Consider the following 26,071-nt stretch of genomic DNA (forward strand, 5'->3'; position numbering starts at 1 on the left):
GATTCACTGACCGCGATCAATGGAGGTCAGGATGGCTCGCTTCGATCTGACGGATTTCGAGTGGTCTGTGATACAGCCGCTTCTGCCGACAAAGGTGCGTGGGGTCCCGCGCGCCGATGACCGCAAGGTGCTGAATGGCATCTTCTGGCGGCTGCGCACGGGAGCGCCTTGGGCCGACATTCCGGCGCGCTATGGCCCGTACACGACCTGCGTCAACCGCTTCAACCGCTGGCGCAAGGCCGGGCATTGGGCACGCATTCTTGAAGCGGTATCAGATGCTTACGACGGCGAGGTGCAGATGATCGACTCGTCATCGATCCGCGTTCACCAGCATGCCGCCAACGGCCAAAAAAAGAGGAGCGATCCCGTTGCATGGGTCGCTCGCGCGGCGGCCTGACCACCAAGATCCATGCGCTCGTCGACGCCGAGGGCCGGCCGATCCGCCTCAAGCTGACCGAAGGCCAGGCCCACGACGGACGCTCGGCCGCCGACATGTTCGAAACGCTCAAGGCCGGTCACATCCTGCTCGCCGACCGCGCCTATGACAGCGATGCCTTGCGCGCCGAAATGGCCGCGCGGGGCGCATGGGCCAACATCCGCGCCATGCCGAACCGCGTCAAAAGCTTCCCCTTCAGCGCCTGGGTTTATCGGCAACGCAACGCCGTCGAGCGTTTCTTTAGCAAACTCAAACACTTCAGGGCCATTGCCACACGATACGACAAGCGCGACGACAATTTTCTCGCGTCAGTCCAACTCGCTTCAATCCGCATATGGTTGCGAACTTATGAGTCGGTCACCTAGCCCAGCCGCATCGCCTTCGCCAGCCCGTCCGCGGCGGCATTGAGCAGGCCCAGGTCGACGCCTGCGGCCACGAACTGATAGCCCCAGTCGCGGTAGCGCTGCGCATCGGGCACGGTGGTGGCGAGAATTCCGGCAGGTTTTCCCAGGCCCTTCAGCTGCTCCACCGCATAGCGCAAGGCGCTCTGCACGTCCTCATGCCCCGGATTGCCCAGGTGTCCCATCGAGGCCGCGAGATCGGCCGGCCCGATGAACACCCCGTCGACGCCGTCGACCGCGGCGATCTCCGGCAGCGCCTTCATCGCCTCGCCGGTCTCGATCTGCACCAGCACGCAGACTTGCGCGTCCGCGACGGAGAAATACTCCCTGGCGCGCCCATAGCGGCTGGCGCGGGTGTTGCCCGCGACCCCGCGGATGCCGGTGGGCGGATAGCGCGTCGCGGCCACGGCCGCCCGCGCCTCGTCGACGCTCTGCACATAGGGAATCAGGAGCGTCTGCGCGCCGATATCGAGCGCGCGCTTGATCAGAACCTTGTCGTTCCACGCGGGACGCACGACCGCGCTGGCCGACCCCGATGCGGCGGCCTGCAGCAGCGGATACACGTCCGCCAGATCGACCGGCGAATGCTCCGTGTCGAACAGCATCCAGTCGAAGCCGGCGTCAGAGAGGCTTTCCGCCGAGATCGGGCTGCACAGGATGCTCCACAGCCCGATCAGCGTCTCGCCGGCCAGAAGCTGTTTCTTGAAGGCATTTTCCAAAGGCAGCATGATCACCTCACACGAACTGCACGGCGACGCTGCCGAGCGGGCCGAAATCGGCATGCAGCGTGTCGCCCTTCTCGACCCAGACGGGCCGGGTGAAGGATCCCGAGAGCATCATGTGCCCCGGTTCCAGCGTGATGTCGAAGGGCGCGAGCTTGTTGGCGAGCCACGCGATCGCCATCGCCGGATGCCCGAGCACCCCGGCCGCCAGCCCCGTCTCCTCGATTTCCGAGTTGCGGTAGAGCACCGCGCCGACCCAGCGCAGATCCACGTCGTCGGGCCGCACCGGCCGTCCCCCCAGCACGATGCCTGCGCCCGCGCCGTTGTCGGCGATGGTGTCGAAGATCTTGCGCGGGTTCTGCACGCGCGCGTCGATGATCTCGATGGACGGCACCACGTATTCCGTCGCCCGCATGACGTCGATGAGCCCGACGTTGGGCCCCTTCAGCGGTTCCTTGAGGATGAAGGTCAGCTCCGGCTCGACGCGCGGCACGCAGAAATCGGCGTGCTTGACGATGGCGCCGTCGTTCAGAAGCTGGTCTGAAAACAGATAGCCGTAGTCCGGCTCGTCGATCCCGGTCGAGGCCTGCATCGCCTTGGACGTCAGGCCGATCTTGTGGCCGATGATCGTCGCGCCCTGCGCCACCCGCGCCTCGGCCAGCGCCGAGGAAATGGCATAGGAATCCGCGATCTCGATATCGGGATAGGTTTGGGACAGTTGCACGCAAGGGACCTTGGTGCGATGCGCTTCCTCCAGGCTGGCGATCGCCTGCCTGCGTTGTTCTTCGTTCAGCATGGATGACCTCAGGGCTGTGCGCGGACGCGTCAGCCTAACGGTCCGCGCCGCTGCCGCAAGCCCCCGCCGCCCCTGTGGACAATCGCAATGGCGAAGCAGCGGATAACGGCGCGGCCCCGCCCCTGAAGTCATTTCCGAAGAAACGAAACGAAGGCGCCGCTGCCCAACGGAAAAGGTGGGGCGGCGGCTTTCTGGTGCGTCAGTAGCCGAGCAGCCTCGGCAAGGCCAGCACGGTCTCCGGCACGAAGGTGATGATCAAGAGCACAAGCACCTCGACGAAGAAGAACGGGATGATGGCGCGGGTAAGCTTCACCATGCCCACGTTGGCGATGCCTTCGGCCACGAACAGGCACAGCCCCAGCGGCGGCGTGATCAGCCCGATCATCAGGTTGAAGATCACCACGATGCCGAAGTGGGTCGGATCGACGCCCAGACTGACGGCGATCGGATGCAGGATCGGCACCAGCACCAGCATCGCCGCGATGCCTTCCAGGAACAGCCCGACGAACAGAAAAAGCAGGATGATGGCGATCAGGAAGGTGAACTGACTGTCGACGTTGCTCAGCACCCACGTCGTCAGGTCGTTGGGCACCCGGTTGTAGGTCAGGAGCCAGTTGGCGGCGGCCACCGCCGAGATGATCACCATGATCACCGAGCTGTCGCGCATGGCGTTGGCGAACACACGCGGCAAGGCGGACAGCTTGATCTCCCGGTACAGCACCACGCCCACGACGAGCGCGAAGGCCACGGCGAAGGCGGCTGCCTCCGTCGGCGTGACCACGCCCAGCAGGATCGAGCCGACGACGAAGATCGGCATCATCAGCGGGATGATGCCGCCCAGCAGCGCCGCGCGCGCCGGCTTGCCCTGCGACAATACCTCGGCTTCCGTGCCCCGGTCGATCTTGACGGTCGCCATCACGTAGAACGACAGGAAGATTGCCAGCAGGATGCCCGGCACCACGCCGGCCATGAACAGCGCCGGCACGGAGACGCCGGTCACCGTCAGCGCGTAGATGATCACCGGGATCGACGGCGGGATGATCGGCCCGATCACCGAGGAGGCGGCGGTGAGCGCCGCCGCATAGGCGCGCGAATAGCCGTGCTTCTCCATCTCCGGAATGAACACGCGGCCCAGCGCCGAGGTGTCGGCGACGGCGGATCCGGAAAGGCCTGCGAAGATCACCGAGGCCCAGATGTTGACGAGCGCCAGCCCGCCCTTCAGCCGGCCCACAAGAACGTTGGCGAAGGCGATGATGCGGCTTGTGATCCCGCTTTCGTTCATCAGCTCGCCGGCGAGAATGAACAGCGGAATCGCCAAAAGCGGATAGGAATTGACTCCCTTGAACATCTCGGTGGCGACGATGCGCAGATGATAGGGAAAATCGCCCGTGGCCATGAAATAGCCCAACGTGGCGACGATGGCGAAGGCGATCGGCATGCCGATCAGCAGGGCGATGATGAGAACCGCGAAGGCCATCAGACGTCTCCTGCGGCGCGCGTCGGGGGCGCGCTGACGCGGTCGGCGAATTTCGACAGCGCCGCGAGCATCAGCAGCACGCCGCCGACGATCATCGAGGCCTGCCAAAACGCCATGTGGCCAAAAACCTCGATCCAGGGCTGGCCGGTGGTCTCCGCCAGCGTGCGCACCCGGCCGATCAGGCCCGGGGCTTCAAGCCCGCCGCGTTTCGTCACGAACAGATATCCCGACCAGGCCAGCAACGCACTGGAGGCCGCGACCAGCAGATCGACAACGGCGAAAATCCGGTGCCGGATGGCGGCGGGGACAAAATCCACGAGGATCGTGAAACGGATGTGCCGGTCCTGAAGATAGGCATAGGCCGCGCCCATCATCATGCCGTAGATGCCGAGATAGATCGGCATTTCCTCGCCCCACTCAAACGATTTCCCGATCGTGTAGCGGCGCACGGAATTGACGAAGATGATCCCGAACAGGGCGGCCATCGACAGCCCTGCCCCGAAGGCGCAGATCCGGCTGAGAACCGCGTTCGGACCTCTCAAAGATACCATCGATTCCTCCCCGCCGGGCACACCACGGACATCGGGAGCGCGACCGAACCCGCAACCCACTGCCGAACTGCCCTGGACCGAAATTTTGCACGAAAAAGGCGGGGCGGACCACGCCGCCCCGCCTGAAAAGCGATCCTAGTTGCTTGCGGCGGCGACGGCGGCCTCAAGCTTCTCGATCCACACGGAATCGTCGCCCAGTTCGCCGCCGAGCCACGTCTTGACCGCCGGCTGCGCCAGTTCGCGGAACTTGGCCAGATCCTCCGCCGTCGGCGAATAGACCTGCATGCCTTCGGCGCTCACCTTGGAAACGCCCTCGGCCGTGTTGAACTGCTGGATGGACCGGCCCATGACGCCGGCGATGCGGCCCGCGCGCGCCACAACCGCCTGATCCGCCGGGCTCAGCGACTGAAAGAACTCGTCGTTGATCAGCAGGAAGTCAGCCGCGTACACGTGACCGTCAAGGATCATGTATTTCTGCAGCTTGTGCAGGTTGTTGTTGTAGATCACGCCGACCGGGTTCTCCTGGCCGTCCACCACATTGGTTGACAGGGCGTTGGGCAGTTCCGACCAGGCGATCGGGGTGGGCTCGGCGCCAAGACCCTTGACCATCTCCACATACAGCGGGATCGGCTGCACGCGGAATTTCAGGCCCGCCATATCGGCCGGCGTCCTGATCTCGCGCTTGGAGTTGGTAAAGTTGCGAAAGCCCGTCTCGCCGTAGCCCAGCGTGCGCAGGCCGGTTTCCTCAAGGCAATGCGCAGCCAGCTCCTGGCCGAATTCCCCGTCGAGCACGTCCCACGCGATGGTGGCCGAGCCGAAGGTGTAGGGAATGTCCAGAACCTGCGCGGCCTTGCAGACCTTCGACATGGCGCCGGAGACCATCACCACCTGGGTGATGCCTTCCTGCGCCTGCTGGATGATCTCGCCCTCGTTGCCCAGCGCGCCGGCGGGGAACAGCTCGACCTTAAGCCCGGATTCGCCCTCAACGATGTTCTTGAAGATCTCGGCGGCCGAGCCCTTCTTCGAGGTCTGCCACTCCGCGCCGTCCACATGGGCGAAGCGGATGGTCTGGGCCGTCGCCGCGCTGACGGCAAGCCCGAGCGCCATGGCGGCGGCGCCGCCCATCATGGCCAAATTCCTGATTGATACGCGCATAATATCCTCCCTGAGTGTACGTCGATTGCAGCCGGCCCAGTCGCCGACAGCGCCTTGGTTTGACGGCGCCCGCCATGCTGGCGGAAGGCCGTGTGTTGCCCGCGCGCCTCCCAGCGCTTGCGGACAAATCTCGGTCGCGTCCCGGACGGCTACTGAGCAAAAGCGTCGAACGACGCCTTCATCCGGTCCGCATCGGGCGTAAGGCCCGTGAACAGTTCAAACGCCCGCACCGCCTGGAACACCGCCATGCCGGAGCCCGGCAGGGTGCGGCAGCCGGCCGCCGCCGCCGCCCGCAGGAGTTCCGTTTCGATCGGGAAATAGATGATGTCCGCCACCCACAGCCGCGCGCTCAGCAGATCCAGCGGCAGCGGCGAGCCCGGCAGCTTCGCCATGCCGACGGGCGTCGCATTGACAACGCCGTCGACCTCGCCGGCCGCCCGCGCCAGATCGACGGCGACCCCCACCTCGACCGGGGGCCCGACGCATTGGACGTCAGCTCCGACAAGCGTGCGGCTAGTCGCGCCGCGCTGGCGCCATCGGTGTCGAAGATCGACAGGCGCTGGACGCCGCAATCGATGAGCGCGTTGGCGACCGCGCCGCCCGCGCCGCCCGCGCCCAGCAAAAGCACGGAGTCGCGTCGGGCGCCGTCCATGCCGCGGCGAAAGCTTTCGGCGAAGCCCCAGCAGTCCGTGTTGTGACCGGAACGCTTGCCATCCTTGAAGACGATGGTGTTGATGGCGCCCACGCGGCGGGCCGAATCGGACAGGCTGTCGACCAGATCGAGCGCCTCGCGCTTGTAGGGATAGGTCACATTGATGCCGGAAAAGCCCGCAAGTTCGGCCGCGCGCAGCACCTCGGCGAGGCCCGGTCGGTTGCCGTCGGCGTCGCGCGCCATAGCGTCCGTATCCAGCAGCCGGTAGACGCCGCGCAGTCCGAAATGCGCCGCTTCCGCCTCGTGCATCCACGGCGTGCGCGACAACCCGATTCCCCGGCCCACGAGCCCGAAGAGCACAGCGTCGCCCATCTTGCCGCGAGCGGCAATCTCGGCGTCCGCGGCAATCGTCTCCAGACCCTTGGCAATCGCGTTCACAGAGTTCTCCCGTTTCATGGCAACGCTCCCGTCGCCGCCAGCGTCCGCCCGTTCCTGCCGGGGCCGCACGCGCCACCGGCCATCGCGACCGGTGCTATTTTTGTACGAACTGGTTAGTTTATGCAAGAATTTTTATACTTCGCCGTGAACCTACGTGCTACGACACGAAGCCGGATGATGTGAGGAGGAGCGCAGATGGCTGTTTCGAAAGCCAAATCGACATCCAGGGCCGCGGAACCGAAGCCGCGCAAATACGATCCCGAGGCGACCCGCGCCAACATCATCGCCGTGGCGATGGACGCCTTCTCCCAGCACGGGCTGTCCGGCGCCCGGATCGACGAGATCGCCGCGCGCACGAAGACGTCCAAGCGGATGATCTACTATTACTTCGGTGACAAGGAAGGCCTGTACCGGGTCGTTCTTGAAACCGCCTATGCCCGCGTGCGCGCGGGCGAGGAAGCGCTGCGGCTCGATCACCTCACGCCGGTGGAGGCCATGCGCGCGCTGACGGAATTCACCTTCACCCACCACAACAACGCACCGGAATTCGTGCGTCTCGTGATGATCGAGAACATCCACAACGGCGAGCACCTGCAGGCATCCGATATCATCGCCCAGGTCAACGCCGGCATTATCCGCCATGTGGATCGCATCTATCGCTCCGGCCTGGAGGCGGGCGTGTTCCGCCCCGGCCTCGAGCCGATCGAGATCCACTGGCTGATCAGCGGCCTCGCCTTCTTCAGCGTGTCGAACCGGGCGACGTTCTCGAAGATCTTTGATTGGCAGCGCGTCCGACCCGAGGGGCTCGACGCCTTGACGCGTCAGGCCGTCGATGTGGTCCTGCGCTTCGTGCTCAAGCCGTCGATGTTCCCGGGCAACTGCGACTGATCGCGAGCGCCCGCGACCGGCCGCCTGCCCTGCCGATTTGCACTGCCCCGCGGGACCGTCGCATGATGGACGGATCGCGAAGCCCCTCATCGTCCGGCGTCCCGCACCGGACGCAACCCACGCCGCCGCGCGGCGTCACCCGCCAAGGCCGAAACGGCCAGAAACTCCACAGGGAAGGAAGCCGATGACCCGGACCATCTATGTTCTGAACGGACCGAACCTCAATCTGCTCGGCCAGCGCGAGCCGGAAATCTACGGCCACGAGACACTGGCCGACGTCGAAGCGTCCTGCCGCCGCCTCGGCGCGGAATTCGAACTCGACATCCGCTTTCACCAGAGCAACGCCGAACACGAGATCATCGACTGGATCCACGAGGCGCGCACCGCCGCCTCCGGCATCGTGATCAATCCCGGCGCCTTCACCCATACCTCCGTCGCCATTCTCGACGCGCTGAACGCCTGCGACTTTCCGGTCTTCGAGGTGCACATCACCAACGTGCACAAACGTGAGGCCTTCCGCCATCATTCCTATGTGTCGCACCGCGCCGACGGGGTGATCGCCGGGTTTGGCACCGAAGGCTATACGATGGCCCTTCGCCGGCTCACGACCCTGATCGACGCGCCCCAGTAGCGGAGAACAGTCGCGATGATCATCAACCGTCAGGAAGACGTGACCATGGCCGTGCTGGAGGTGATGGAGCGCACCACGGATCCGCGCCTGCGCGAGATCATGGTGTCGCTGGTCACCCACCTGCACGCCTTCGTCCGCGACGTGCGGCTGACGGAGGCCGAATTCCGCGCCGCCACCGAGGTTCTCAACGACATCGGCGCGCTCAAGACCGACAGCCATAACGAGATGGTGCTGATGGCGGGCTCGCTCGGCGTCTCCTCGCTGGTGTGCCTTCTCAACAACGGCGATGGCGGCACCACGGAGACTTCGCAGTCGCTCCTCGGCCCCTTCTGGCGGATGCATGCGCCCCGCGTGGAAAACGGCGGAAGCATCGTGCGCTCCGAAACCCCCGGCCCCGCGATGTTCGTGGATTTCAAGGTCGTCGATCGCAACGGAGATCCAGTCTCAGGCGCCGACATCGACATCTGGCACTCTTCGCCCGTGGGGCTTTACGAGAACCAGGACGACGAGCAGGCCGAGATGAACCTGCGCGGCAAATTCACCACCGGCGCCGACGGCCGCATCTGGTTCCGATCGGTCAAACCGGCGGGCTACCCGATCCCGACGAACGGCGTGGTGGGTCAGTTGCTCGACGCGCAGCAGCGTCATCCCTACCGCCCGGCGCACATCCACGCCCTTGCCTTCAAGGACGGCTTCAAGACGCTGATATCGCAGATCTATGCCGACGACGATCCCAGGCTCGAAAGCGACGTGCAGTTCGGCGTCACCAGCGCGCTGATCGGCAATTTCCAGCGTCACGACGAGGCGCGCCCTAACGATCCCGACGCCGGAGCGCCCTGGTACACGCTCGACTACACGCTTACCATGGAGCCCGGCGACGCCACCCTGCCCCGCCCGCCGATCAAGTAGCGGTTGGGCGGGCCGAGCGCACGCCTCCTGCCGAGGTCACACCTGTTTTGGGTTTCGCGGCCCCCAAAATTGTTATCCCGGGCGCGGTGCGGCACGCAGTGCTGCTCCGCAGACCCGGACCCAAGAGGGAATCGCCGAAGGCGCATTGCACGCGTTAGCGCTCCACGCTCTCCACGCACAAGAGCTTTTGACGGCGCAAGCGCCGGCTGAAATCTGGATCCCGGATCCGGCCATGCGGCTTCGCCGCAGACCGTCCGGGATGACGTTGCGAGATGAAGCCCGACAGCGACTGGCGTGGTTCCACAGGCCGCGAATGCAATTCCCCGCCGGCGTGCTTCAACCCTCAAGGTCATTCCGGACCGCGTGCACCGAAGGTGCATCGCGAGATCCGGAACCCAGGAGGGACTCGCCGAAGGCGCCTTGCGCGCACCAGTGCGCCGCGCCCTCTCGCAAACAGCGGCCACTCGCAACCGCCCGCGCGCGTGCCAATCCCTGCCCCACGAACGCCGCCTCAGTGGCGCGGCATGCCCTGGGGCCGCATCTGGCGTTTCTGCGCGGCGATGCGGGATTGGGCGTTGGCCGCGCCGTAGCCGCGATAGCCGCCGCGCCGCTCGGTGAGCTCGAAGAAGAAGCCCTCGCCGTAGTTGCCGCTGTAGAGCTGGAAATACTCGCCCTCGCCGTCACGATCATACAGGATGTTGCGCGCGCGCAGGCGCTCCAGAAAGCCGGTCTCCAGCCCGAAGCGGGCGTCCAGGTCGTCGTAGTAGTTGAGCGAGATCTCCAGCGGCTGGAAGCCGCGCGCGGCAAGCGCATCGGCGGTGGCGAAGATGTCGGAGCAGCCAAAGGCCAGGTGCTGCACCGCGGAGCCGAAACTCTCGGCGATGAAATGGCCCGCCAGCGTGCGCCGGTTCTCCGCTCCGTTCAGCGTGATCCGCAGGGACCCGTCGGCATTCTCTATCGCCTGGCTGCGCACCAGCCCCGCCGGATCCACCACGTCGACCATCGGCGTCTTGATGGTGGAAAACAGCGAGGTGTAGAACAGCAGCCAGGTCAGCATCTCCTCGTAATTCATCGTCTGGGCCACGTGATCGATGCCCAAAAGCCCCGCGTCCTGCGTCTCTGCCGCGCCTTCGACCGGGTCGAACTCGATCTGCCAGACATTGGCCAGATCGCCGCGCCCGTCGAGGAAATGCACCACGCCGCCGCCGACGCCGCGGATCGCCGGGATCTTCAGCTCACCCGGTCCCACCGGCTGCTCGAAGGGTTCCGCGCCCAGCGCCCGCGCCCGCTCCACCGTGGCGGCCGCGTCATCCACCTTCAGACCGATGGCGCAGACCGTCGTGCCATGCACCAGATAGGACGAATGCGCGAAGCCCTCGCGCTCGGTGTTGATGACGATGTTGATGCCGCCCTGACGCCAAAGATCCACGTCCTTGGAGATGTGCCGCCCGCGGTGCGAAAAGCCCATGGCGCCGAGCAAGGCGGCAAGCTCGGCGGCCTCGCTCTCGTCGGCGGCGAATTCGATGAACTCGACGCCGGAGACCGCGATCCGGTCCGGCATGTCGGGCACGTCAATGGCGATGTCCGGCTCGGCGCGCATGACCTGATCCATCAGATAGACCAGCGAGCGGTGCCCGTCGATCGAGATCGATTTGGGCGAGCCGCCACGGAACTGGTCATTGAAGATCTCCAGCGACAGCGCGTCGGTATAGCCGGTGGCCGCGACGGCGCGCATGAAGCCGAGCACGTCGAGATCGCCTTCACCGGGCATGTTGCGGTAGTGGCGTGACCAGTAGAGCAGATCCATGTCGATCTGCGGCGCGTCGGCGAGCTGCACGAAGAAGATCCGGTCTCCGGGGATCGAGCGTATGGACTCCACGTCGATCCTGCGCGCCAGCGTGTGGAAGGAATCGAGAATCAGCCCGACGTTAGCGTGATCGGCCCGGCGCACGATCTCCCAGGCGTCGCGGTGGTCGCTGATGTGCTTGCCCCAGGCCAGCGCCTCGTAGCCGACTCGGATGCCGCGCTTGGCCGCCCGCTCGCCCAGCTCATGGAAATCGGCCGCCGCCCGGTCGATGCCGCCGAGCGACAGCGGCGACACGTTGGAGCACACGAGCACCAGGTCCGCACCCAGCTCGCCCATCAGATCGAACTTGCGTTCCGCCCGGTCGAAGGTGCGCGTGCGCTGCGGCTCCGGCATGCCCTCGAAATCGCGGAACGGCTGGAACAGCATCACCTCAAGCCCGTGATCGCGCACCATCGCGCCGACCTCGCGCGGCGAGCCGTCGAAGGCGAGAAAGTCATTCTCGAAGATCTCGATGCCGTCGAAGCCCGCAGCCGCGATCGCCGCCAGTTTCTCTTTCAGATCACCGCTGATCGACACGGTCGCAATGGAGGTCTTCATGGTATCCGCAATGCCCTCGATTGTGTCTCACCCGGCCGGTGGCCGGGCGCCGCAGCGTGCGCCGGGGAAAATCGGCGCGCGATCGCACGCGAGACCTCTGTCCCATACACCAAAATGTACCATTTGGTTACCCCATGCACGCGCGCCTCACAAGGGCAGCAGCAGCGCCAGATGCCCGACCGCCAGCGGCACCGGCAGTGACAGCATCATGCGGGCGCGGACGTAGGCCCCGCCCATCACCGACACTTCCCACACGAAGGTACGGTTGACCGAGAACAGCAGCCACGCGGTGACAAACGCCATCACCTGCGGTACGCCCGCGCCCGCTTCAAGCGCCGCGCCCCCCACCGCATAGGCCACCACCGGCCCGCCGGGCACGATGCCGCCGGCAAGCGTGGCGATCAGGATCCCGAGACTGCCGCTGCCGGAACCGAGAAACGCGCGAACGGTATCCGCCGGCAACAGTTCGGCCACGAATCCCGCGCCGAGAATACCGACGAACAGCCTTGGCGCGATGAACGTCGCCTCGCGCAGCGCCAGGCGCACACCATGCGCGAAGGTGCCATCCCCGCGCCGCGCGGCAATGACGCCGAGCGTGAGCATCGAGCCCCACAGGAAGCCGGTGAAGATCAGAAGGGTCATCGGTCCTCCGCCGTGCGCACGGACGGCCAGCCGAGCTTGCGCGCAGCAAGCCCCAGAAGCAGCGTCATCGGCAGGCACAGCAGCATGCGCCAGCCGACGATCGAATGATCGATGAAGGCCATTTCCCAAACCACCGCGCGATTGAATCCTACCAGAAGCCAGCTCGACAGAAAGGCGACCACCGTGCCTGCGTCGGCGCCTGCGCGCCCGAAGCTGACCGCCAGCGGGAACGCCGTCATCGGACCGCCCGGCAGGATGGCGCCGGCGCCGATCGCCAGCAGCAGTCCGCGCAGCCCGGAGTTCTCGCCGAACTGCCGCGCGATCACCGCCTGCGGCACCAGAAGCCGCAGCCAGGCCGCCAGCAACACCGCCGCCGCCACTTTCGGCAGGATATCCAGCAGCATCTCGGCGTCCTCGCCCAGCACCGCGAAGAACCGCTCCGGCCCCTTGGTGAACCACACGGCCGCGCTGGCGACGATCGCGACCGCGACGACAAACAGGAAACCGCCGTCGATGCGCCTGCGCTTCAGGGTCACCGGCCGGCGCGCGGTCCCGGCGTCGGCGACAAGCTGCCCTTCCTCGGGAACGGCGGTGTCATCGGATGCGTTTGGGGATGCTTCGGGAGATGAGTCGGGGGTCTGATCGGTCGTCAAACCGGCCCTCCTTGTGGATATCGGATTGGCGTGGCCCCGCGTCAGCCGTTCAGGGCCCGGTTCTGCGGGCAACGCGGCGCTATGCGCGGAGACGAAGGCGGGGTGTCAGGACACCTGACGCGGAGCGATCAGGGCGATGAGGATGTACATCAGGAAGGGGGTGATCACGACGGAGAAGGCCACGCCGCCCCAATAGCCCATCCGCGTGCCGCGCGTCAGCAAGCCGACGAACAGGCACAGGATCAGGTAGACCGTGATGATGAAGGCGAACATGGCGGCAAGTCCTCTGGTCCATGCTAGATCAACGGGACGGAAACATCAAAACGAGACCACAATGGCCGCGGGTCCTCCCGCAACCGGCGACAGTCAGCGATGTGCGCCGCGGGCTTACCGGGTGGCCGCCTGCGGCGCATTCTGCGGGCCGCCGGTCGCCGGTGACCGCTGCGCCCCGCCGGGCAGCAGGTTCCAGATCGACCACGGCTCCCCGGGCACCGATTGCGTCAGGCCCTGATTGCCGACCGACGCGTTCAGCCCCGCTTCGGGGCCTTCTCTTGTCGCGCCATCGGGATTGGCCGCTCCCTTCCGGGGTTGCGCGCCAATGCTGTTCGTTGTCTCCGGCGCGTCCGGGCTCAGGGACGAGGCGTCGCCCTGCGTGTCCGGCGTATCGTCGGTGTCGCCGCTGACATTCGGTCTGTCGGCTTGGGAATCGGCGGGGTCGGGTTCACCGGACGCGCCTTGCGCGGATGGCGGCGGGCCATCGGGCTGCGGCGTGGCGCGGGTGCTTCCCGGCGCGGTCTTGATATCGGTGCCCGGTGCGCCGACTCCTCCAGTGGTCGACTGCGACGGGAACAGGTTCGGCAGCGAGCTCCAGTTTTCCGATGTCAGGCTGCCGGGCGACACGGGAGCAATGGCTTGCGGCGACGGCACGTTGGCCACGTCGCTGCCCAGTATGAGCGGAAGCTGATCCTTGCCGGAGCCTACGATGACGATCTTGGAATTGGGCGACTTGGCCAGTTCCACCGTCGCCTCGATGCCGCGCCACGTCAGCAGGTTGGCGTTCAGCGCCGAGGAGACGACCGAATAGAAGTTGCGGATGCCGACGGCCTCGATCTGCCGCCGGTTGGCTTCTTGGCGTTCGCGCTCGAGCCGGAAGGTGTAGGCGGCGGCGGCCTGTTCCTGCGCCAGTTTCTCCTCGATTGCCTTGACCACCACGTCGGGCAGCACGATCTCGCGGATCACCAGCTTGTTGAACTCGATCAGCTCCGCGTATTCGGTGCGGGTGACCAGGTCCCGCAGGTCCCTCGTCAGCAGCTCGTAGTCGATGGTGTAGAGCTCGTTGGACATGTAGCGCGCGACCGCCTCGCGCACGGCGCCCACGGCGATCGGCCGGATCACCCGCTCCTCGTAGTCCAGGCCGATCTTCTGCAGCAATTCGGCTGCGTGCAGCGGCATCACCCGGTACAGCGTCGACAGATAGACCTTCACCTGCATGCCCTCGGCGCTGAGCGCGATCACGGTTTCGTCGCGCCGCCGCACCCGCGTCTCGTAGATATAGATGCGGTCCCACGGCATCTTCATCGCCAGCCCCTCGGACACGTAGGTGCCCACGCGGGTGCCGCCGAGCAGCCAGCTGTAGCGCACGCCCACGTGACCGGGCAGGATGGTCACGAAGATGAAATTCCACAGCACCAGCAGCACGAAGCAGCTCAACAGAAGCGTGCCCACCAGATAGCTGGTGAACCGGCCCCGGCGCCGGCCGGGCGGCGGCGGGCTCTTGGGCGCACCGCGCTGTCCGCCGTTGCCGCGCCGGTCGCCCTCGCCTGTGGCGGAAGAATTGCGCGCTGTCATCGCTCGGCTCCTTGCAGCCCGGGCCCGTCGGTCCGGATCGTTTGATCGGCGATATCGCCAATGTCGTCGGCGCTCGGCGCCGTGATCACCACGCACGCGCCTCGTGCGCGCAGCCGCGGCACGAGCGCCTTGGCGAACCACGTGCAAAACGCCCGGTCCTGGCCCGAGAGAATATCATCGAACAGAACCAGCGGCTTGTCCGCCAGAACCGCGCCGGCCACCAGGAGCCTCCGGCGCAGCAGCGGCGACAGCCGCTCGCCGTGAATCTCGCGGCCCGCGCCCAGCACATCCGGCCCGATGCCCATCTCCGCGACCAGCGCCTCCAGCGCCGCGTCGTCGATACCGTCCAGACCATAGAAACGGTCGAACAGATGCCCGTCCTGGAACACCGCCGCGCAACGGCTCTGGTGCGCCGCCCAATCGTGATCGTCCTCCAGCGCCGTCCCGTCGACGCTCAGCGAGCCTGCCACCGGCCGGTGCAATCCGCACAGCACCTTCAGAAGCAGCGTCTTGCCGCTGCCGTTGCCGCCCACGATTGCCGTGACGCCGCCCGGCTTGAGCGAGGCGGAAAACCGCGGCCCGCCCGTCCGCGGCTGCAGATCGGTGAGCCGCAGTTCCTCGAATGCCTCCACGCCCGCCAGTTCGTCGGCATCCGGCTCGATCGGACCGAGCCGCCGCATCAGCGTATTGAGATCGTCCAGCGCCACGTTGGCGCGGCTGAGCACCGGCAGCGCCCGCATCAGCACGTTGACGCTCAGCAACAGGAACAGCGTCGAGAGCACCAGCTTGCCGACCTCCGCCTCCTTGGCGAGATATTGCGGCAGGGCGAACACCATCGCCGCCAGCAGCAGATAGAAGCCGGAATACGCCAGGATCGTCGCGATCCGCACCTGGCGGGCGGCGAAGCTCTTGCGCGCGTGCGATTCCGCCTCCGCCGCGCTCAGATAGGTGTCCACCAGATCCTCGCCGATCGCCGAGCCGAAGCGCACTTCCTTGCGGCCGTCCAGCAGTTGCACGAACAGATCCAGATAGCGCTTTTCCGCGTCGCGCGCGGCTTCCAGCGCCGGATCGGCTTCCGCACGGCGGCGGCGATACAAAAACACCGTGCCGCCGCCGAAGAACGCCAGCACGGCAAACGCCAGCGGCGAGACGAACAGCACATAGACGCCCACCAGCAGCATCAAGGCGCCGGTGATCAGCCCGTAGATGACCTGCGAGCCCGCCTCCTCGACCACTGTGGTCACCCGCGTCATGGTGGCGAACAGCCGCGCGCTGCCGATGCGTTCCAGAGCCTGCGGGTCGGCGAAGCGGATGGCGTGACTGAAACGGCGGCGCAGCATGTCGACGGCCGCCTCGGTCGCCTCCATCGTCATGTCCAGCGCCTTGTACTGGCTCAGCACCATCAGCACGGCGATCAGCATGAACAACGCCAGTCCGGAGAGATCCACCGTGCGCGGCTGCCCATTCGCCGTCTGCGTGCCGACCATCGAGCCGAGCAGCGCCACGGCCGCCATCGTCGACAGCGTGGCGACGGCAAGCCACGCGACAAGCTGGCTGCGGCGCAGCGTTCGGTGTCCGAAAATCAGCCGGATGAACGTCACGAAGCGGCCCAATTCCCAGTCTGGAGGTTGCGCGGACGTATGAACGCCTGCGGACATCGGCGCAAAAGCCGAAGCAATGTCCCCCAATAGGCACTGATTCATGGTAGAAAAGCTATGCGGAATTCCCCTGTCCCAAATCCGCGACGCTGTTTTTCACGCCAGAGTCTCGCTCCATCGGCTCGTGCGGGGTGCGATCACTGACTTCTGCGTCATTTATCAGGAGCGCGCCTTGGTTTCCGGCGCAGGCAGGCGGGTGCGCCGGGGAATATCCGGCCGGGAAAGCCAGTGACTGCCCCAAAAGAACAAAAATAGTGCAATACGTAGGACGTCTTACGAATGACGCCGCACCGCGGTTGTGCTACCGTCCGACGCGAAGATTCTTTGCAGGCTGCGGGTCTCGCCGGGAGTTCTTTTCCGGATTTCGGCCCGTTGCCAAGGCATTTCAGACTAACCCGCCCTCCACGAAAACGCGTGGACCGGCATGTTCACGCACCGGCCTGTACGGGTTTCGCCGGAACCTTGAAAATGATGGCAACGGAACAGACGGCCGTATCCATCGCTGAACACGGAACTGACTGGGATCCACATCCCAGGACCTCCGGAACAAAGGGATTTGGATCCATGCAGCAGCCGAGCCACGCCGCGGAGACGGGCGAAGACATCCACACCACCGAAGACGGCTACGTGCGCCCCGACGGCATCACCATGCTGGCCAACGGCGCCAAGATCATCGGTGAAGCCGTTCTGCCGGGCGCAAGCCTTCTGGCGGACGGCAAGTTCGTCAACGGTGTCGTGCACACGGCGCTCGGCTTCGGCGCCCGCGCCGCCACCGGCCCGATCGGCTTCGCCGTCGTCGCCGCCGACAGCTATTCCAAGTCGGTCACCGACAAGCATTTGTGGACCCATGTGAGCGACATCGCGACCGAGTTGCGCGGCAGCTATCGCGCCCGCCGCGCCGCGCGCCAGGAAATGGCCGCTAAGGCCCCGCACGATGGTGCGGAAATCTCGGCCGAGGCCGAGGAAAGCGACGCGAAGACAACGCGCGCATCCTCCAAGACCACGTCCAAGGACTGACACGCAGGCGCCTCCCCGCCTGCATCCGCCATGTCCGGCGGCGCTCCCCGACAGGGGCCCGCCGCCGGAAATTCCACGTTCCAGTCCACAATCGTCCGGGTCCGGATGCGGCCCGTTCCACAAGCGTCAAGGCAACCGAATGGTTTGGTTTTTCCTGCTCATTGCGATCGCCATCACTTTGCTCGCGGCCACCAATCGCCTGCAGGCCATCGAGGACCGGGTGGTGACGTTCTTCGACCGCGCCCGCGGCGCTTGGGAATACATGCGCGAGGACTACGAGGAAACCGAACGCGATATCCGCGAAACCATGCGGCAAGAGACCAAGCAGCAGCCGTCTGCGGATGCTGACGACGAGGCCGAGCAGCCCGGCGATCACCGGGAAAACCACACGGGATAGGCGCATGGCCGCGAACGCCCTCGTCGAACGGCTGCATTTGCGCGCTTGCTCCCAGGCGCCGGGCCGCCAGCGCTGGGAAAGCCGGCACCTCGTTGGACGCACCGTGCTGGCCAAGCGCCTTGCCATGGTCATCCAGAGCCAGGACGGCATCGACGATGTGAAGATCAATGAGCGCACGGGCCGCATCAAGATCACCTTCGAGCCGGGCGAGGACCGCGATCTCGAGCCTTTCCTGCGCTATTCGCTGTTCTACCTGCTGTTTGACGTGCGCGGCGCCGTCAACCCGCGCACCGACGACCGGCGCGAAACGACCGCGCAGGGCGCCAGCGCCAACGATCTTCTCGACCTGCTGAAAATGTTTCCGCCCAACAAGCGCGACCTCACGGCCGCGCCATTGTGGTCGGTCGCCAACAACCTGATGAACTTCCTGCCCGAGCTGGCGCTGGTGGGCATCGTCAACGTGGTCAATGGCTCCACCTTCAACGCGCTGTCGGCCATCGGGCTGAAGTCGCCGCGCGCCCAGGTGCTCGGTCTCGGCGTCGCGGCGGGCGCCGCCTTTGCCGCGGAACTGGCCACCGAGCGCAAGCGCCGCCGCGCCTGGCGCAAGGTGGCGCAGAAGTCCCAGCATGACATCCGCACCGCGACCTACGCCCACGTCCAGGATCTGGACATGGAGTTCATCGACCAGCGCAACTCCGGCGAGCTCTACAATCTGATCGGCGAGAACTCCTCCAAGGTCGGGAAGTTCCTGGAAACCGGCGCCGACGACATGTTCCAGCGCGCCGTCACAGCCGTGATCATCGTCGCGACCCTCGGCGCGGTCTCGCCGCTTCTGGCGCTGACCACGCTGGCGCCGCTGCCGATCATCGCCGTCGGCTCGCGCTTCGTGAAGGACAAGACCGGCCCGCTCTACGCCCAGCAGCAGGAGAGCGAGAGCGCGTTCGCCCGCTTCCTGACCAACAACCTGGGCGATCTCGGCATCATCAAGAGTTTCACGGCCGAAGACCGCGAAGCCGCCCGGATGCAAAAGGCGAGCGCCGAGCTGAACACCGACACGGACAATGCGATCCAGAGCTCGGCGCGCTATTCCGACCAGATGCGGCTGTTCATCTCCGTCGCCTTCGCCGTCGCCATGGTGCTCGGCGGCTCGATGGTCGCCGGCAAGAAGATCACCCCGGCGATGTTCACCCTGATCCTGTTCTTCGTGCCGAAACTGCTGGTGCGCATGGAAGGCATGGGCGAGAGCTACGACCAGTACCAGTCCGCGGCGCACGCCTCCAAGGGCATCCTCAAGACCCTGCGCCAGAAGCCCACCATCGTCTCCGGATCGGAGGTTCTCGAGCCGGGGACCGTCAAGGGCGCCTTGCTGCTCGACCGGGTCACCTTCGGCTACAAGCCGGACCGCCTGATCCTGCGCGATTTCTCACTGGAGATTCCGGCGCGCGGCTCCATCGCGCTGGTCGGCGCCACGGGCTCGGGCAAGAGCACCGTGGTCAAGCTGCTGATGCGCTTCTACGACCCCTCAAGCGGCCGGATCACCCTGGACGGACGCAATGTGCGCGATCTTGACCTGCACAGCCTGCGCCGCTCCATCGGCTTCGTCAGCCAGGACGTGTTTCTGTTCGACGGCTCGGTCTACGACAACATCGCCTACGGACGCCCCGAGGCCTCCTTCGACGAAGTCGTCCAGGCGGCGAAGGCGGCTGAAGCCGACGGCTTCATTCGCGAACTGACCGACGGCTATCGCGCCCAGGTCGGCGAACGCGGCCGTAGGCTCTCCGGCGGCCAGCGCCAGCGCATCTCGATCGCCCGCGCCTTTCTCAAGAACCCCTCCGTCTTCATCTTCGACGAGGCCACCTCGGCGGTCGACAACGAGACCGAAATGGCGATCCAGCGCTCCATCGCCCGGGTGGCCCGCGACCGCACCTCGATCCTCATCGCCCACCGGCTGTCGACCATCCGTCATGCCGACCGGATCATCGTCATGGATGACGGCCGGATCGCCGAAAGCGGCACCCACGAGGAGCTGCTTCGTCACAACGGGCTCTATTCGGCGCTGTGGCGGGTGCAGACCGGCGAGACATCGGCCCGCTCCGGCTCCGGAACCGCGGCATGACCATTGCCGCGCAAGCAGCCCCCCTGCCTGCCCGCGCTCCTGTCGCCACCGTCCCTCTCGTCCTGACCCTGCGCGATGCGCCATCCGTCACAGCCTGCCTCGGCTTCACCGATCTGTCCGGCCCGGCGCTGAATGCGGCCGCATGTCCGCTCCTGTGGAAAGGCGAGCAGGCCCGCGCGGAGCGTTTCCTGCGCGACAGCGCCCGTGCTGATTTCCTGCGCGGCCGTCTCGCCGCCAAGACCGCGCTGTCGCATCTCGGCCAGACGCCTCCGGCCTCGCTCAATCTGGAAAACGGCGTCTTCCGCCAGCCGGTGGTCGCCGCCCCTTCGGCCACCTCGGCGTCTCGCTCAGCCACGGCGCCGACGCCGCCGTCGCCGTCGCCTTTCCGAACGGCTGTCCCATGGGCGTGGATATCGAACGCATCGATGCCGACCGCATCAAGGTACTGCGCACCCAGATCCCGCGCGGCGAAGAGCATGAGCTGTCCTCGCTCGGTCTCACTCCGGTGCAAGCCCTGACGGCGGCCTGGTCGGCGCGCGAAGCGCTGTCGAAGGTGCTCGGCGGGGGCCTTTCCATAGACATGGCGATGCTGGCGCTGGACCTCGAACCGGGTGTCGAAATCGATTCAAAAAACAGTCAAAAAACTCTCAAATCCGGCTCTAAACTCGTGAAATTGGTCGCGCCATTCGTGACGCATTTGCGTGTGGAAGTGCGGGTCGCGGATACCGCCGCCCTCGCCCTGGCGCTCCCGCGCACGGCCTCCTGCGACTGCTCAAAAGCCGCCCAGTGGCTTGCGCAGCTCGACGAGCTTCGGGGAGCCGCGGCATGAAGGCATGGATTTTTCCTGGACAGGGATCGCAGACGCGCGGCATGGGCGAAAAACTGTTTGCCCGTTTCCCCGAGATCATCGCGCAAGCCGATGATATTCTTGGATATTCGCTCACCAATCTGTGCCTGAACGACCCGGACGGCCTGCTCGCGCGCACCGATTACACCCAGCCCGCGCTCTATGCGGTGGGAGCCCTGTCGGTGATGGCGCGCCGCGCCGATGGAGAGACCGAGCCAGACTTCGTCGCCGGACACAGTCTTGGGGAATACGTGGCGTTTTATGCCGCCGGCGCCTTCGATTTCGCCACGGGCCTGCGTCTCGTGCGCGAGCGCGGCCGGCTGATGAGCCAGGCGCGCGAGGGCGGCATGCTCGCCGTCGTCGGCATCGATATGGCTGAAATAACGAGGATTCTGAGGGCCGAGGGCCTGGGCGAAATCGACATCGCCAATCTCAACGCGCCCGCCCAGACGGTGCTTTCCGGCCCGCGCACGGAGATCGACAAGGCCGCGCTCATCTTCCAGGATCGCGAGATCATGGCGGTGCCGCTGAATGTCTCCGCCGCCTTCCATTCGCGGCTGATGCGCTCCGCGGCCGCCGAATTTGGTGGATTCCTCGCGGATTTGCCGTTTCAAGCACCGAACATCCCGGTCATCGCCAATGTCACGGCCAGTCCCGCGGGCGTTGATCCCTCCGCCATCCGCGATCTTCTGACCCGCCAGATAGACCATTCCGTTCAATGGCTTGACAGCATCCACTACATGCGCGCGCGCGGCGTCGAGGAGCTCATCGAGGTCGGCCCCGGCACGGTGCTCACGCGCCTGACCACCCAGATCGTCAAGCAACCCATCCCCGACGCGGTCGCCCGACGCGCCCGGGACGATACTGTACCGCCTGCCCCGATTGCCGCCGTCAGACCGCCTGAGGCCGACGGAATACCCCTAACGCCGGCCCCGGTGACATCATCGGTCCCTACGGGCACGAAAGCCGCGCAACGCCTGGGGTCGGAGGCCTTCCACACCGCGCACAACACCCGCTATGCCTATATGGCCGGCGGCATGTATCGCGGCGTCGCCTCACCCGAATTGGTCATCGCCCTGGGCCGCGCCGGCTTCCTTGGATGCCTCGGTGCGGGCGGCATGCCCTTGCCTGACCTGCAAGCGGCGATCGCCACGATCCGCACCGCCCTGCCATCGGACGCGCCCTGGGCCGTGAACGTTCTCGCCAACCCCGACGACCCGGACGCAGAGATGGACGTCGTGGATCTTCTGTTGCGGGAAAACGTAACGCTGGCAGAGGCTTCCGCCTTCCTCAGGCTCACGCCCCCGGTCGTGCGCTTTCGCTTTTCCGGCGCCCGACGCGGCGCCGACGGGCATCCCCGGATGAAAAACCGGGTGATCGCCAAACTGTCGCGGCCCGAGGTCGCCGAGCCTTTCATGCGCGCGGCGCCACCCGACATCATCGATTGGCTGGTCGCCGATGGTCATCTGAGCGAGGAAGAAGCCTGGTGCGCGGCGCATGCGCCGGTGGCCGAAGACATCACCGTGGAAGCAGATTCCGGCGGCCACACGGATCAGGGCTCCAGCTTCACGCTGCTGCCCGCGATGAGTGCCCTGCGCGACCGGATTTGTCGCGAAACAGGCTTTGATCATATACGCTTGGGAGCGGCCGGCGGGATCGGCACGCCGCAGGCGATCGCCGCCGCCCTGCTGCTCGGCGCGGACTATGTGGTCACCGGATCGATCAACCAGTGCACCGTGGAAGCCGCTACCAGCGATGCCGTGAAAGACATTCTCGAGGGCCTCGGCGTCGCCGATTTCGCCTATGCGCCGGCCGGCGACATGTTCGAGCTCGGCGCCCGCGTCCAAGTGGTGCGCAAGGGCGTGTTCTTTCCCGGCCGCGCCAACCGGCTCTACGACATCTATCGCAATCACGACGCCATCGAGGACATCCCGCCCGCCATACGCCGGCAGCTCGAGGAGCGCTTTTTCGGCCGCACCCTGGACGCGCTGTGGCAGGAGGTGCGCGCATATCTTGCCGCCAACCGCCCTGACGTGCTGGCACAAGCCGAGAGCAACCCGAAAACCCGCATGGCGCAGCTGTTTCGCTGGTATTTCCATCATTCCAGCCAGTTGGCGCTCAGCGGAGATCCGGACGGCAAGCTCGACTATCAGATCCACAGCGGCCCGGCGCTGGGCTCCTTCAACGCCTGGGCAGAAGACACGCCATTCAAGACCTGGCGCCAGCGCCCCGCGGCCGATATGGCGGTCGCCCTGATGGATGAGGCCGCCGCCTATCTGGCGGCCCGCCTCAACGTTTTGACCTCAATGGAATTTTCTGGAGAAGACCATGCCGACAGCAGCCACCATGACCGAGAGCGCGATCCTGCCGGTGCTGTCCGCTTGCGTTCTTGAAATCCTGCCCGACGTAGCGCCGGTCGAGATCACGCCGGAAAACAGCCTGCTGAACCTCGGCCTGAATTCGCTCGAACGCACCGAGGTCATCATGGCGACGCTCGATGAACTCGAGCTGCGCATTCCTCTCACCGCATTCTCGAAAGCGGAGAACATCGGTGGCATCCTCGCGGTGATCGCGAGCCATGGCGCCTGACGCGCTCGCGATCACCGGCATCGGCGCCCACGGCGCGGCCGGATTCGACTCGAACGCCCTCTTTCAGACGCTGCAAACCGCGCCCGATCTGTTTCTTGAACGCACGGACCCGACAACCCGCATCCGCTGGCCGGTCGCCGGTTACGACGGCTCCGCGCTCGACGATCTCGTCGGTCGTATTTCTTCCGGAATTTCAATCGATCAGGCGCGGTCCGCGCGCCGCGACGGCCGCAAGGCGCCGAACAACGCGGCGTCCGCGATGGTCGCCGCCGTCGAGGCCTGGCAGCAGGCCGGACTGCCGTGGACCGATCCCGCCGGGCGCTTCGCCGTGGTGGCCGCCGCTCAGAACACCACCGGCGGCGCGCTGGCCCGGGCCATCCGCTCCCAGGACCGGGCACCCGAGGCGCCCGTCGACCCGTGGCTGGCGATCGCCGGGCTCGACAGTTTCGTGACCGGCTGGGCGGCCAGACTGTTCGGCCTGCGCGGCGAGGCCGTCACGGTCGGCAACGCCCAGGCCAGCGGCCATGGCGCCATCGTCCAGGCGGCGCGCATGCTGCGCGCGGGCGATGCGGATGCGGTGCTGGTACTCGGCGTGCCGCCGCGCCTGACCGCCGTCGAGGTGGAAAGCTGCCGCAGCCTCAGCGCCTTCGGCACGGCCTCGCGGCCCTTCGACGCCCGCGCGGACGGCTTCGTGCCGGGAGAAACGGCGGCGGCACTTATTCTGGAACGATCGGATACGGCCAAAAGGCGCGGATTTCCGGCGATCGCCCGCCTCGCCGCCGCCCGGCTTCGGCTACACGGCACCCTCGGCCCCGATCCCGACCAGGCGGCGGAAGAAGCCATCATGCGCGGCGCTCTTGCCGACGCGGGCCTTGCACCCCGCGACATCGATCTCGTTTGTGCCCACGCGACCGGCACGCCCGCCGGAGACGCCTGCGAGGCCGGAGCGATCCAGAGTGTGTTTGGCGCCGGCGTGCGCGTCAACGCTCCCAAGGGCCTATTGGGACACGCATTATCTGCCGCGGGCGTCTTAGAAACCGTCGCCTGCTGCCTGCAGATGCGCGAGGGCTTCGTGCACGGCAATCCGTGGATTTGCCGCCCACGCGATTTCGGTGCTCCGGTGCTCGCCATCCCGCACGAAAATGCCGGTCCGGTTTCGCTGCGCCATGTCCTCAACACAGGCTTCGGCTTTGGCGGCACCAACGCGGCGCTGGTTCTTTCCGGAGGGTAACGGCGGAATCGCCTGTTTGCGGGCCAATTCAGTCAAAACCTGTGGGTCCGCGCTACTCCGTACTGTCCATTGCCGCGCTGCGGTGGGACTATCGTTATGCAATTCGCGAGCGCCGTATGCCATTGGCAAATCGGCAACAAATCAAAGAAGTTCATTAAACTCCAACCGAAGATCGGGTAGGAGTTGTCTGTGTTTCGCGGCATAGTCAAACAGCGAGTCGAATTATTCGGTTTTCACGAAGCACTTGCCGTCAAGGCTTCACCGTGGTGACGGCGACATCGAGCTTCAGCATCACTGCACTGAACCAAGCCTCATCTCTCAGACCCGAGCAGGCCCGAGCGATGGAAATGTGCGCGAAAGATGGGATTCCTGCGCCATGGATCGACAGCCGACCGGGATAGAGGCCCTGAATGTCTACGGCGGCCGCGCCTGTGTCTCGGTGAGCGATCTGTTTGCCGCGCGCGGTCTGGATGCCTCCCGTTTCGACAATCTGATGATGGACCGCAAGTCGGTTGCCTATCCTTACGAAGACACGGTCACCAATGCGGTCAATGCGGCCAAACCCATCCTTGACGGGCTCGACGACGACACGAAAGGCGACATCGATCTTCTGATCGTGGCAACCGAATCCGGCATCGACTTCGGCAAGAGCGCCGCAACCTACGTCCACAAGCTGCTGGGCCTGAAGCCCAATTGCCGCGTCTTCGAGTTGAAGCAGGCATGCTACGGCGGCACCGCGGCGCTGCAGATGGCCGTCGGCCAGATCGCCTCGGGCCTCGGACGCCGGGCGCTGGTCATCGCCACGGATGTGGCTTGGCCGTCGGTCAAGCTCTCCTACGCCGAACCCTCGCAGGGCATGGCGGCGGCGGCCCTTCTGGTGGGTCCCGAGCCGGCGATCCTGGACATCGATCTGGGCGCTGTGGGCATCCACGCCATGGAGGCGCTGGACACCTGCCGCCCGGACGACCGCACCGAGACCGGCGATCCCGACCTTTCGCTCATGTGCTACATGGATTCGCTCGACGCGGCGTTTTCCGATTACGCGGACAAGGTCGACGGCGTCTGCATTCGCGAAACCTTTTCCGGCCTCGCCTTCCACACGCCCTTTGGCGGTATGGTCAAGGGCGCGCACCGGACCCTGATGCGTCGCCGCGCGAAGATGAAGGGGCCGGAGATCGACGCCGATTTCGCCGCCCGCGTCGCGCCTTCGCTCACCTATTGCATGCAGATCGGCAACGCCTATTCCGCCGCCGTGTTCATCGCGCTCGCCGGGCTGATCGAACAGAAAGCGGACGTGGCCGCCTATCGCGTCGGGTTGTTTTCCTATGGCTCCGGCTGCTGCGCGGAGTTTTATTCCGGCGTCGTGCCGAACGGCGCCCGCGCGCGCCTGGGCCAGATGGGCATCGCCGGAAAGCTCGCCGAGCGTGACGCGCTTGACGTGGCAGCCTACGACCGGCTCACCGACCAGAACAACCAGTTGATCATGGGAACCAAGGATTTCTCCGTCGACCGCGCGGATTTCAAAGAGGCCTACGAGCGCCAGTTCGAAGGCCGCGGCCTGGCGGTGCTCACCGGCATCGACGCCTACCACCGCCAGTACGCGTGGAGCTGAG

The 26,071-nt window shown here is 65.9% G+C and carries 24 protein-coding genes and 1 pseudogene; 12 read left to right on the top strand and 13 right to left on the bottom strand.

Annotation, left to right across the window (positions count from 1 at the left end):
- Positions 1-31: 31 nt before the first annotated feature.
- A pseudogene (locus D1F64_RS12855) lies at positions 32-801 on the top strand (IS5 family transposase).
- Here D1F64_RS12855 and D1F64_RS12860 read toward each other — a convergent pair.
- The 7 genes from D1F64_RS12860 to D1F64_RS12885 form a co-directional block, all read right to left on the bottom strand.
- Positions 798-1,565, bottom strand: coding sequence for an HpcH/HpaI aldolase/citrate lyase family protein (locus D1F64_RS12860; protein WP_117414583.1), 768 nt, complete (start codon positions 1,563-1,565; stop codon positions 798-800). The pseudogene D1F64_RS12855 and the gene D1F64_RS12860 overlap by 4 nt on opposite strands.
- Positions 1,566-1,572: 7 nt before the next feature.
- Positions 1,573-2,355: a 2-oxo-hept-4-ene-1,7-dioate hydratase gene (gene hpaH / locus D1F64_RS12865; protein ID WP_117412767.1), complete on the bottom strand. Its 783-nt coding sequence runs from the start codon at positions 2,353-2,355 to the stop codon at positions 1,573-1,575.
- A gap of 199 nt (positions 2,356-2,554) precedes the next feature.
- Positions 2,555-3,832 carry a TRAP transporter large permease gene (locus tag D1F64_RS12870; protein ID WP_117412768.1) on the bottom strand — a complete coding sequence of 426 codons (1,278 nt, stop codon included), beginning with the start codon at positions 3,830-3,832 and terminating at the stop codon, positions 2,555-2,557.
- Positions 3,832-4,383 carry a TRAP transporter small permease subunit gene (locus tag D1F64_RS12875; protein ID WP_117412769.1) on the bottom strand — a complete coding sequence of 184 codons (552 nt, stop codon included), beginning with the start codon at positions 4,381-4,383 and terminating at the stop codon, positions 3,832-3,834. Before D1F64_RS12875 ends, D1F64_RS12870 begins: the two co-directional genes overlap by 1 nt.
- A 135-nt stretch (positions 4,384-4,518) precedes the next feature.
- Positions 4,519-5,511 carry a DctP family TRAP transporter solute-binding subunit gene (locus D1F64_RS12880; protein ID WP_205470465.1) on the bottom strand — a complete coding sequence of 331 codons (993 nt, stop codon included), beginning with the start codon at positions 5,509-5,511 and terminating at the stop codon, positions 4,519-4,521.
- Between the two features lie 176 nt (positions 5,512-5,687).
- Positions 5,688-5,930, bottom strand: a complete 243-nt coding sequence (locus tag D1F64_RS25430) for a hypothetical protein (protein ID WP_346432232.1) — start codon at positions 5,928-5,930, stop codon at positions 5,688-5,690.
- Positions 5,888-6,646 carry a ThiF family adenylyltransferase gene (locus tag D1F64_RS12885; RefSeq protein WP_346432233.1) on the bottom strand — a complete coding sequence of 253 codons (759 nt, stop codon included), beginning with the start codon at positions 6,644-6,646 and terminating at the stop codon, positions 5,888-5,890. Before D1F64_RS12885 ends, D1F64_RS25430 begins: the two co-directional genes overlap by 43 nt.
- Before the next feature lie 177 nt (positions 6,647-6,823).
- On the opposite strand from D1F64_RS12885, the gene D1F64_RS12890 reads away from it, so the two are divergent.
- The 3 genes from D1F64_RS12890 to D1F64_RS12900 all read left to right on the top strand — a co-directional run bounded on the left by D1F64_RS12890 (position 6,824) and on the right by D1F64_RS12900 (position 9,056).
- Positions 6,824-7,516, top strand: coding sequence for a TetR family transcriptional regulator (locus D1F64_RS12890; protein ID WP_117412771.1), 693 nt, complete (start codon positions 6,824-6,826; stop codon positions 7,514-7,516).
- 184 nt (positions 7,517-7,700) lie between these two features.
- Positions 7,701-8,147 (top strand): type II 3-dehydroquinate dehydratase, encoded by a 447-nt coding sequence (aroQ, locus tag D1F64_RS12895; protein WP_117412772.1) that lies wholly within the window; start codon positions 7,701-7,703, stop codon positions 8,145-8,147.
- A gap of 15 nt (positions 8,148-8,162) precedes the next feature.
- On the top strand, positions 8,163-9,056 hold the full coding sequence (locus tag D1F64_RS12900) for a dioxygenase (protein ID WP_117412773.1): 894 nt from the start codon (positions 8,163-8,165) through the stop codon (positions 9,054-9,056).
- Between the two features lie 511 nt (positions 9,057-9,567).
- Here D1F64_RS12900 and D1F64_RS12905 read toward each other — a convergent pair.
- From D1F64_RS12905 to D1F64_RS12925, 6 genes are all read right to left on the bottom strand, one after another.
- Positions 9,568-11,460: a sugar phosphate isomerase/epimerase and 4-hydroxyphenylpyruvate domain-containing protein gene (locus D1F64_RS12905; RefSeq protein ID WP_117412774.1), complete on the bottom strand. Its 1,893-nt coding sequence runs from the start codon at positions 11,458-11,460 to the stop codon at positions 9,568-9,570.
- Positions 11,461-11,607: 147 nt separating this feature from the next.
- The gene (locus D1F64_RS12910; RefSeq protein ID WP_117412775.1) at positions 11,608-12,102 is read right to left on the bottom strand and encodes a hypothetical protein; all 495 of its coding nucleotides are present in this window, start codon (positions 12,100-12,102) and stop codon (positions 11,608-11,610) included.
- The gene (locus D1F64_RS12915; RefSeq protein WP_117412776.1) at positions 12,099-12,755 is read right to left on the bottom strand and encodes a hypothetical protein; all 657 of its coding nucleotides are present in this window, start codon (positions 12,753-12,755) and stop codon (positions 12,099-12,101) included. Before D1F64_RS12915 ends, D1F64_RS12910 begins: the two co-directional genes overlap by 4 nt.
- 105 nt (positions 12,756-12,860) lie before the next feature.
- Positions 12,861-13,028 carry a hypothetical protein gene (locus D1F64_RS23395; protein WP_162901526.1) on the bottom strand — a complete coding sequence of 56 codons (168 nt, stop codon included), beginning with the start codon at positions 13,026-13,028 and terminating at the stop codon, positions 12,861-12,863.
- 114 nt (positions 13,029-13,142) lie between these two features.
- Positions 13,143-14,603 carry a prohibitin family protein gene (locus D1F64_RS12920; protein ID WP_117412777.1) on the bottom strand — a complete coding sequence of 487 codons (1,461 nt, stop codon included), beginning with the start codon at positions 14,601-14,603 and terminating at the stop codon, positions 13,143-13,145.
- Complete coding sequence (locus tag D1F64_RS12925) at positions 14,600-16,204, bottom strand: ATP-binding cassette domain-containing protein (protein ID WP_162901527.1); 1,605 nt, start codon at positions 16,202-16,204, stop codon at positions 14,600-14,602. The genes D1F64_RS12920 and D1F64_RS12925 overlap by 4 nt, the downstream gene beginning before the upstream one ends.
- Before the next feature lie 621 nt (positions 16,205-16,825).
- On the opposite strand from D1F64_RS12925, the gene D1F64_RS12930 reads away from it, so the two are divergent.
- The 8 genes from D1F64_RS12930 to D1F64_RS12960 all read left to right on the top strand — a co-directional run bounded on the left by D1F64_RS12930 (position 16,826) and on the right by D1F64_RS12960 (position 26,070).
- Positions 16,826-17,278 carry a DUF6072 family protein gene (locus tag D1F64_RS12930; RefSeq protein WP_117412779.1) on the top strand — a complete coding sequence of 151 codons (453 nt, stop codon included), beginning with the start codon at positions 16,826-16,828 and terminating at the stop codon, positions 17,276-17,278.
- 139 nt (positions 17,279-17,417) lie between these two features.
- Positions 17,418-17,675, top strand: coding sequence for a hypothetical protein (locus D1F64_RS23400; protein WP_162901528.1), 258 nt, complete (start codon positions 17,418-17,420; stop codon positions 17,673-17,675).
- Between the two features lie 4 nt (positions 17,676-17,679).
- Complete coding sequence (locus tag D1F64_RS12935) at positions 17,680-19,791, top strand: ABC transporter ATP-binding protein (protein ID WP_162901529.1); 2,112 nt, start codon at positions 17,680-17,682, stop codon at positions 19,789-19,791.
- Between the two features lie 400 nt (positions 19,792-20,191).
- Positions 20,192-20,620, top strand: coding sequence for a 4'-phosphopantetheinyl transferase superfamily protein (locus D1F64_RS12940; RefSeq protein ID WP_117412781.1), 429 nt, complete (start codon positions 20,192-20,194; stop codon positions 20,618-20,620).
- Positions 20,617-23,031 (top strand): ACP S-malonyltransferase, encoded by a 2,415-nt coding sequence (gene fabD / locus D1F64_RS12945; RefSeq protein ID WP_117412782.1) that lies wholly within the window; start codon positions 20,617-20,619, stop codon positions 23,029-23,031. The genes D1F64_RS12940 and fabD overlap by 4 nt, the downstream gene beginning before the upstream one ends.
- Positions 22,967-23,227 carry a phosphopantetheine-binding protein gene (locus D1F64_RS12950; RefSeq protein WP_117412783.1) on the top strand — a complete coding sequence of 87 codons (261 nt, stop codon included), beginning with the start codon at positions 22,967-22,969 and terminating at the stop codon, positions 23,225-23,227. The genes fabD and D1F64_RS12950 overlap by 65 nt, the downstream gene beginning before the upstream one ends.
- Positions 23,217-24,458, top strand: a complete 1,242-nt coding sequence (locus tag D1F64_RS12955) for a beta-ketoacyl synthase N-terminal-like domain-containing protein (protein WP_117412784.1) — start codon at positions 23,217-23,219, stop codon at positions 24,456-24,458. Before D1F64_RS12950 ends, D1F64_RS12955 begins: the two co-directional genes overlap by 11 nt.
- A 376-nt stretch (positions 24,459-24,834) precedes the next feature.
- Positions 24,835-26,070: a hydroxymethylglutaryl-CoA synthase gene (locus D1F64_RS12960; RefSeq protein ID WP_117412785.1), complete on the top strand. Its 1,236-nt coding sequence runs from the start codon at positions 24,835-24,837 to the stop codon at positions 26,068-26,070.
- Position 26,071: the final 1 nt, after the last annotated feature.

Origin of the sequence: Breoghania sp. L-A4, from assembly GCF_003432385.1 — a bacterium.
Lineage (GTDB): Bacteria > Pseudomonadota > Alphaproteobacteria > Rhizobiales > Stappiaceae > Breoghania.

Bases quoted from the DNA above. Each gene is read 5' to 3' on its own strand.
- D1F64_RS12860 (WP_117414583.1), bottom strand. From the start codon at position 1,565: ATGCTGCCTTTGGAAAATGCCTTCAAGAAACAGCTTCTGGCCGGCGAG.
- hpaH (WP_117412767.1), bottom strand. From the start codon at position 2,355: ATGCTGAACGAAGAACAACGCAGGCAGGCGATCGCCAGCCTGGAGGAA.
- D1F64_RS12870 (WP_117412768.1), bottom strand. From the start codon at position 3,832: ATGGCCTTCGCGGTTCTCATCATCGCCCTGCTGATCGGCATGCCGATC.
- D1F64_RS12875 (WP_117412769.1), bottom strand. From the start codon at position 4,383: ATGGTATCTTTGAGAGGTCCGAACGCGGTTCTCAGCCGGATCTGCGCC.
- D1F64_RS12880 (WP_205470465.1), bottom strand. From the start codon at position 5,511: ATGATGGGCGGCGCCGCCGCCATGGCGCTCGGGCTTGCCGTCAGCGCG.
- D1F64_RS25430 (WP_346432232.1), bottom strand. From the start codon at position 5,930: ATGGCGAAGCTGCCGGGCTCGCCGCTGCCGCTGGATCTGCTGAGCGCG.
- D1F64_RS12885 (WP_346432233.1), bottom strand. From the start codon at position 6,646: ATGAAACGGGAGAACTCTGTGAACGCGATTGCCAAGGGTCTGGAGACG.
- D1F64_RS12890 (WP_117412771.1), top strand. From the start codon at position 6,824: ATGGCTGTTTCGAAAGCCAAATCGACATCCAGGGCCGCGGAACCGAAG.
- aroQ (WP_117412772.1), top strand. From the start codon at position 7,701: ATGACCCGGACCATCTATGTTCTGAACGGACCGAACCTCAATCTGCTC.
- D1F64_RS12900 (WP_117412773.1), top strand. From the start codon at position 8,163: ATGATCATCAACCGTCAGGAAGACGTGACCATGGCCGTGCTGGAGGTG.
- D1F64_RS12905 (WP_117412774.1), bottom strand. From the start codon at position 11,460: ATGAAGACCTCCATTGCGACCGTGTCGATCAGCGGTGATCTGAAAGAG.
- D1F64_RS12910 (WP_117412775.1), bottom strand. From the start codon at position 12,102: ATGACCCTTCTGATCTTCACCGGCTTCCTGTGGGGCTCGATGCTCACG.
- D1F64_RS23395 (WP_162901526.1), bottom strand. From the start codon at position 13,028: ATGTTCGCCTTCATCATCACGGTCTACCTGATCCTGTGCCTGTTCGTC.
- D1F64_RS12920 (WP_117412777.1), bottom strand. From the start codon at position 14,603: ATGACAGCGCGCAATTCTTCCGCCACAGGCGAGGGCGACCGGCGCGGC.
- D1F64_RS12930 (WP_117412779.1), top strand. From the start codon at position 16,826: ATGCAGCAGCCGAGCCACGCCGCGGAGACGGGCGAAGACATCCACACC.
- D1F64_RS23400 (WP_162901528.1), top strand. From the start codon at position 17,418: ATGGTTTGGTTTTTCCTGCTCATTGCGATCGCCATCACTTTGCTCGCG.
- D1F64_RS12935 (WP_162901529.1), top strand. From the start codon at position 17,680: ATGGCCGCGAACGCCCTCGTCGAACGGCTGCATTTGCGCGCTTGCTCC.
- D1F64_RS12940 (WP_117412781.1), top strand. From the start codon at position 20,192: ATGGGCGTGGATATCGAACGCATCGATGCCGACCGCATCAAGGTACTG.
- fabD (WP_117412782.1), top strand. From the start codon at position 20,617: ATGAAGGCATGGATTTTTCCTGGACAGGGATCGCAGACGCGCGGCATG.
- D1F64_RS12950 (WP_117412783.1), top strand. From the start codon at position 22,967: ATGCCGACAGCAGCCACCATGACCGAGAGCGCGATCCTGCCGGTGCTG.
- D1F64_RS12955 (WP_117412784.1), top strand. From the start codon at position 23,217: ATGGCGCCTGACGCGCTCGCGATCACCGGCATCGGCGCCCACGGCGCG.
- D1F64_RS12960 (WP_117412785.1), top strand. From the start codon at position 24,835: ATGGATCGACAGCCGACCGGGATAGAGGCCCTGAATGTCTACGGCGGC.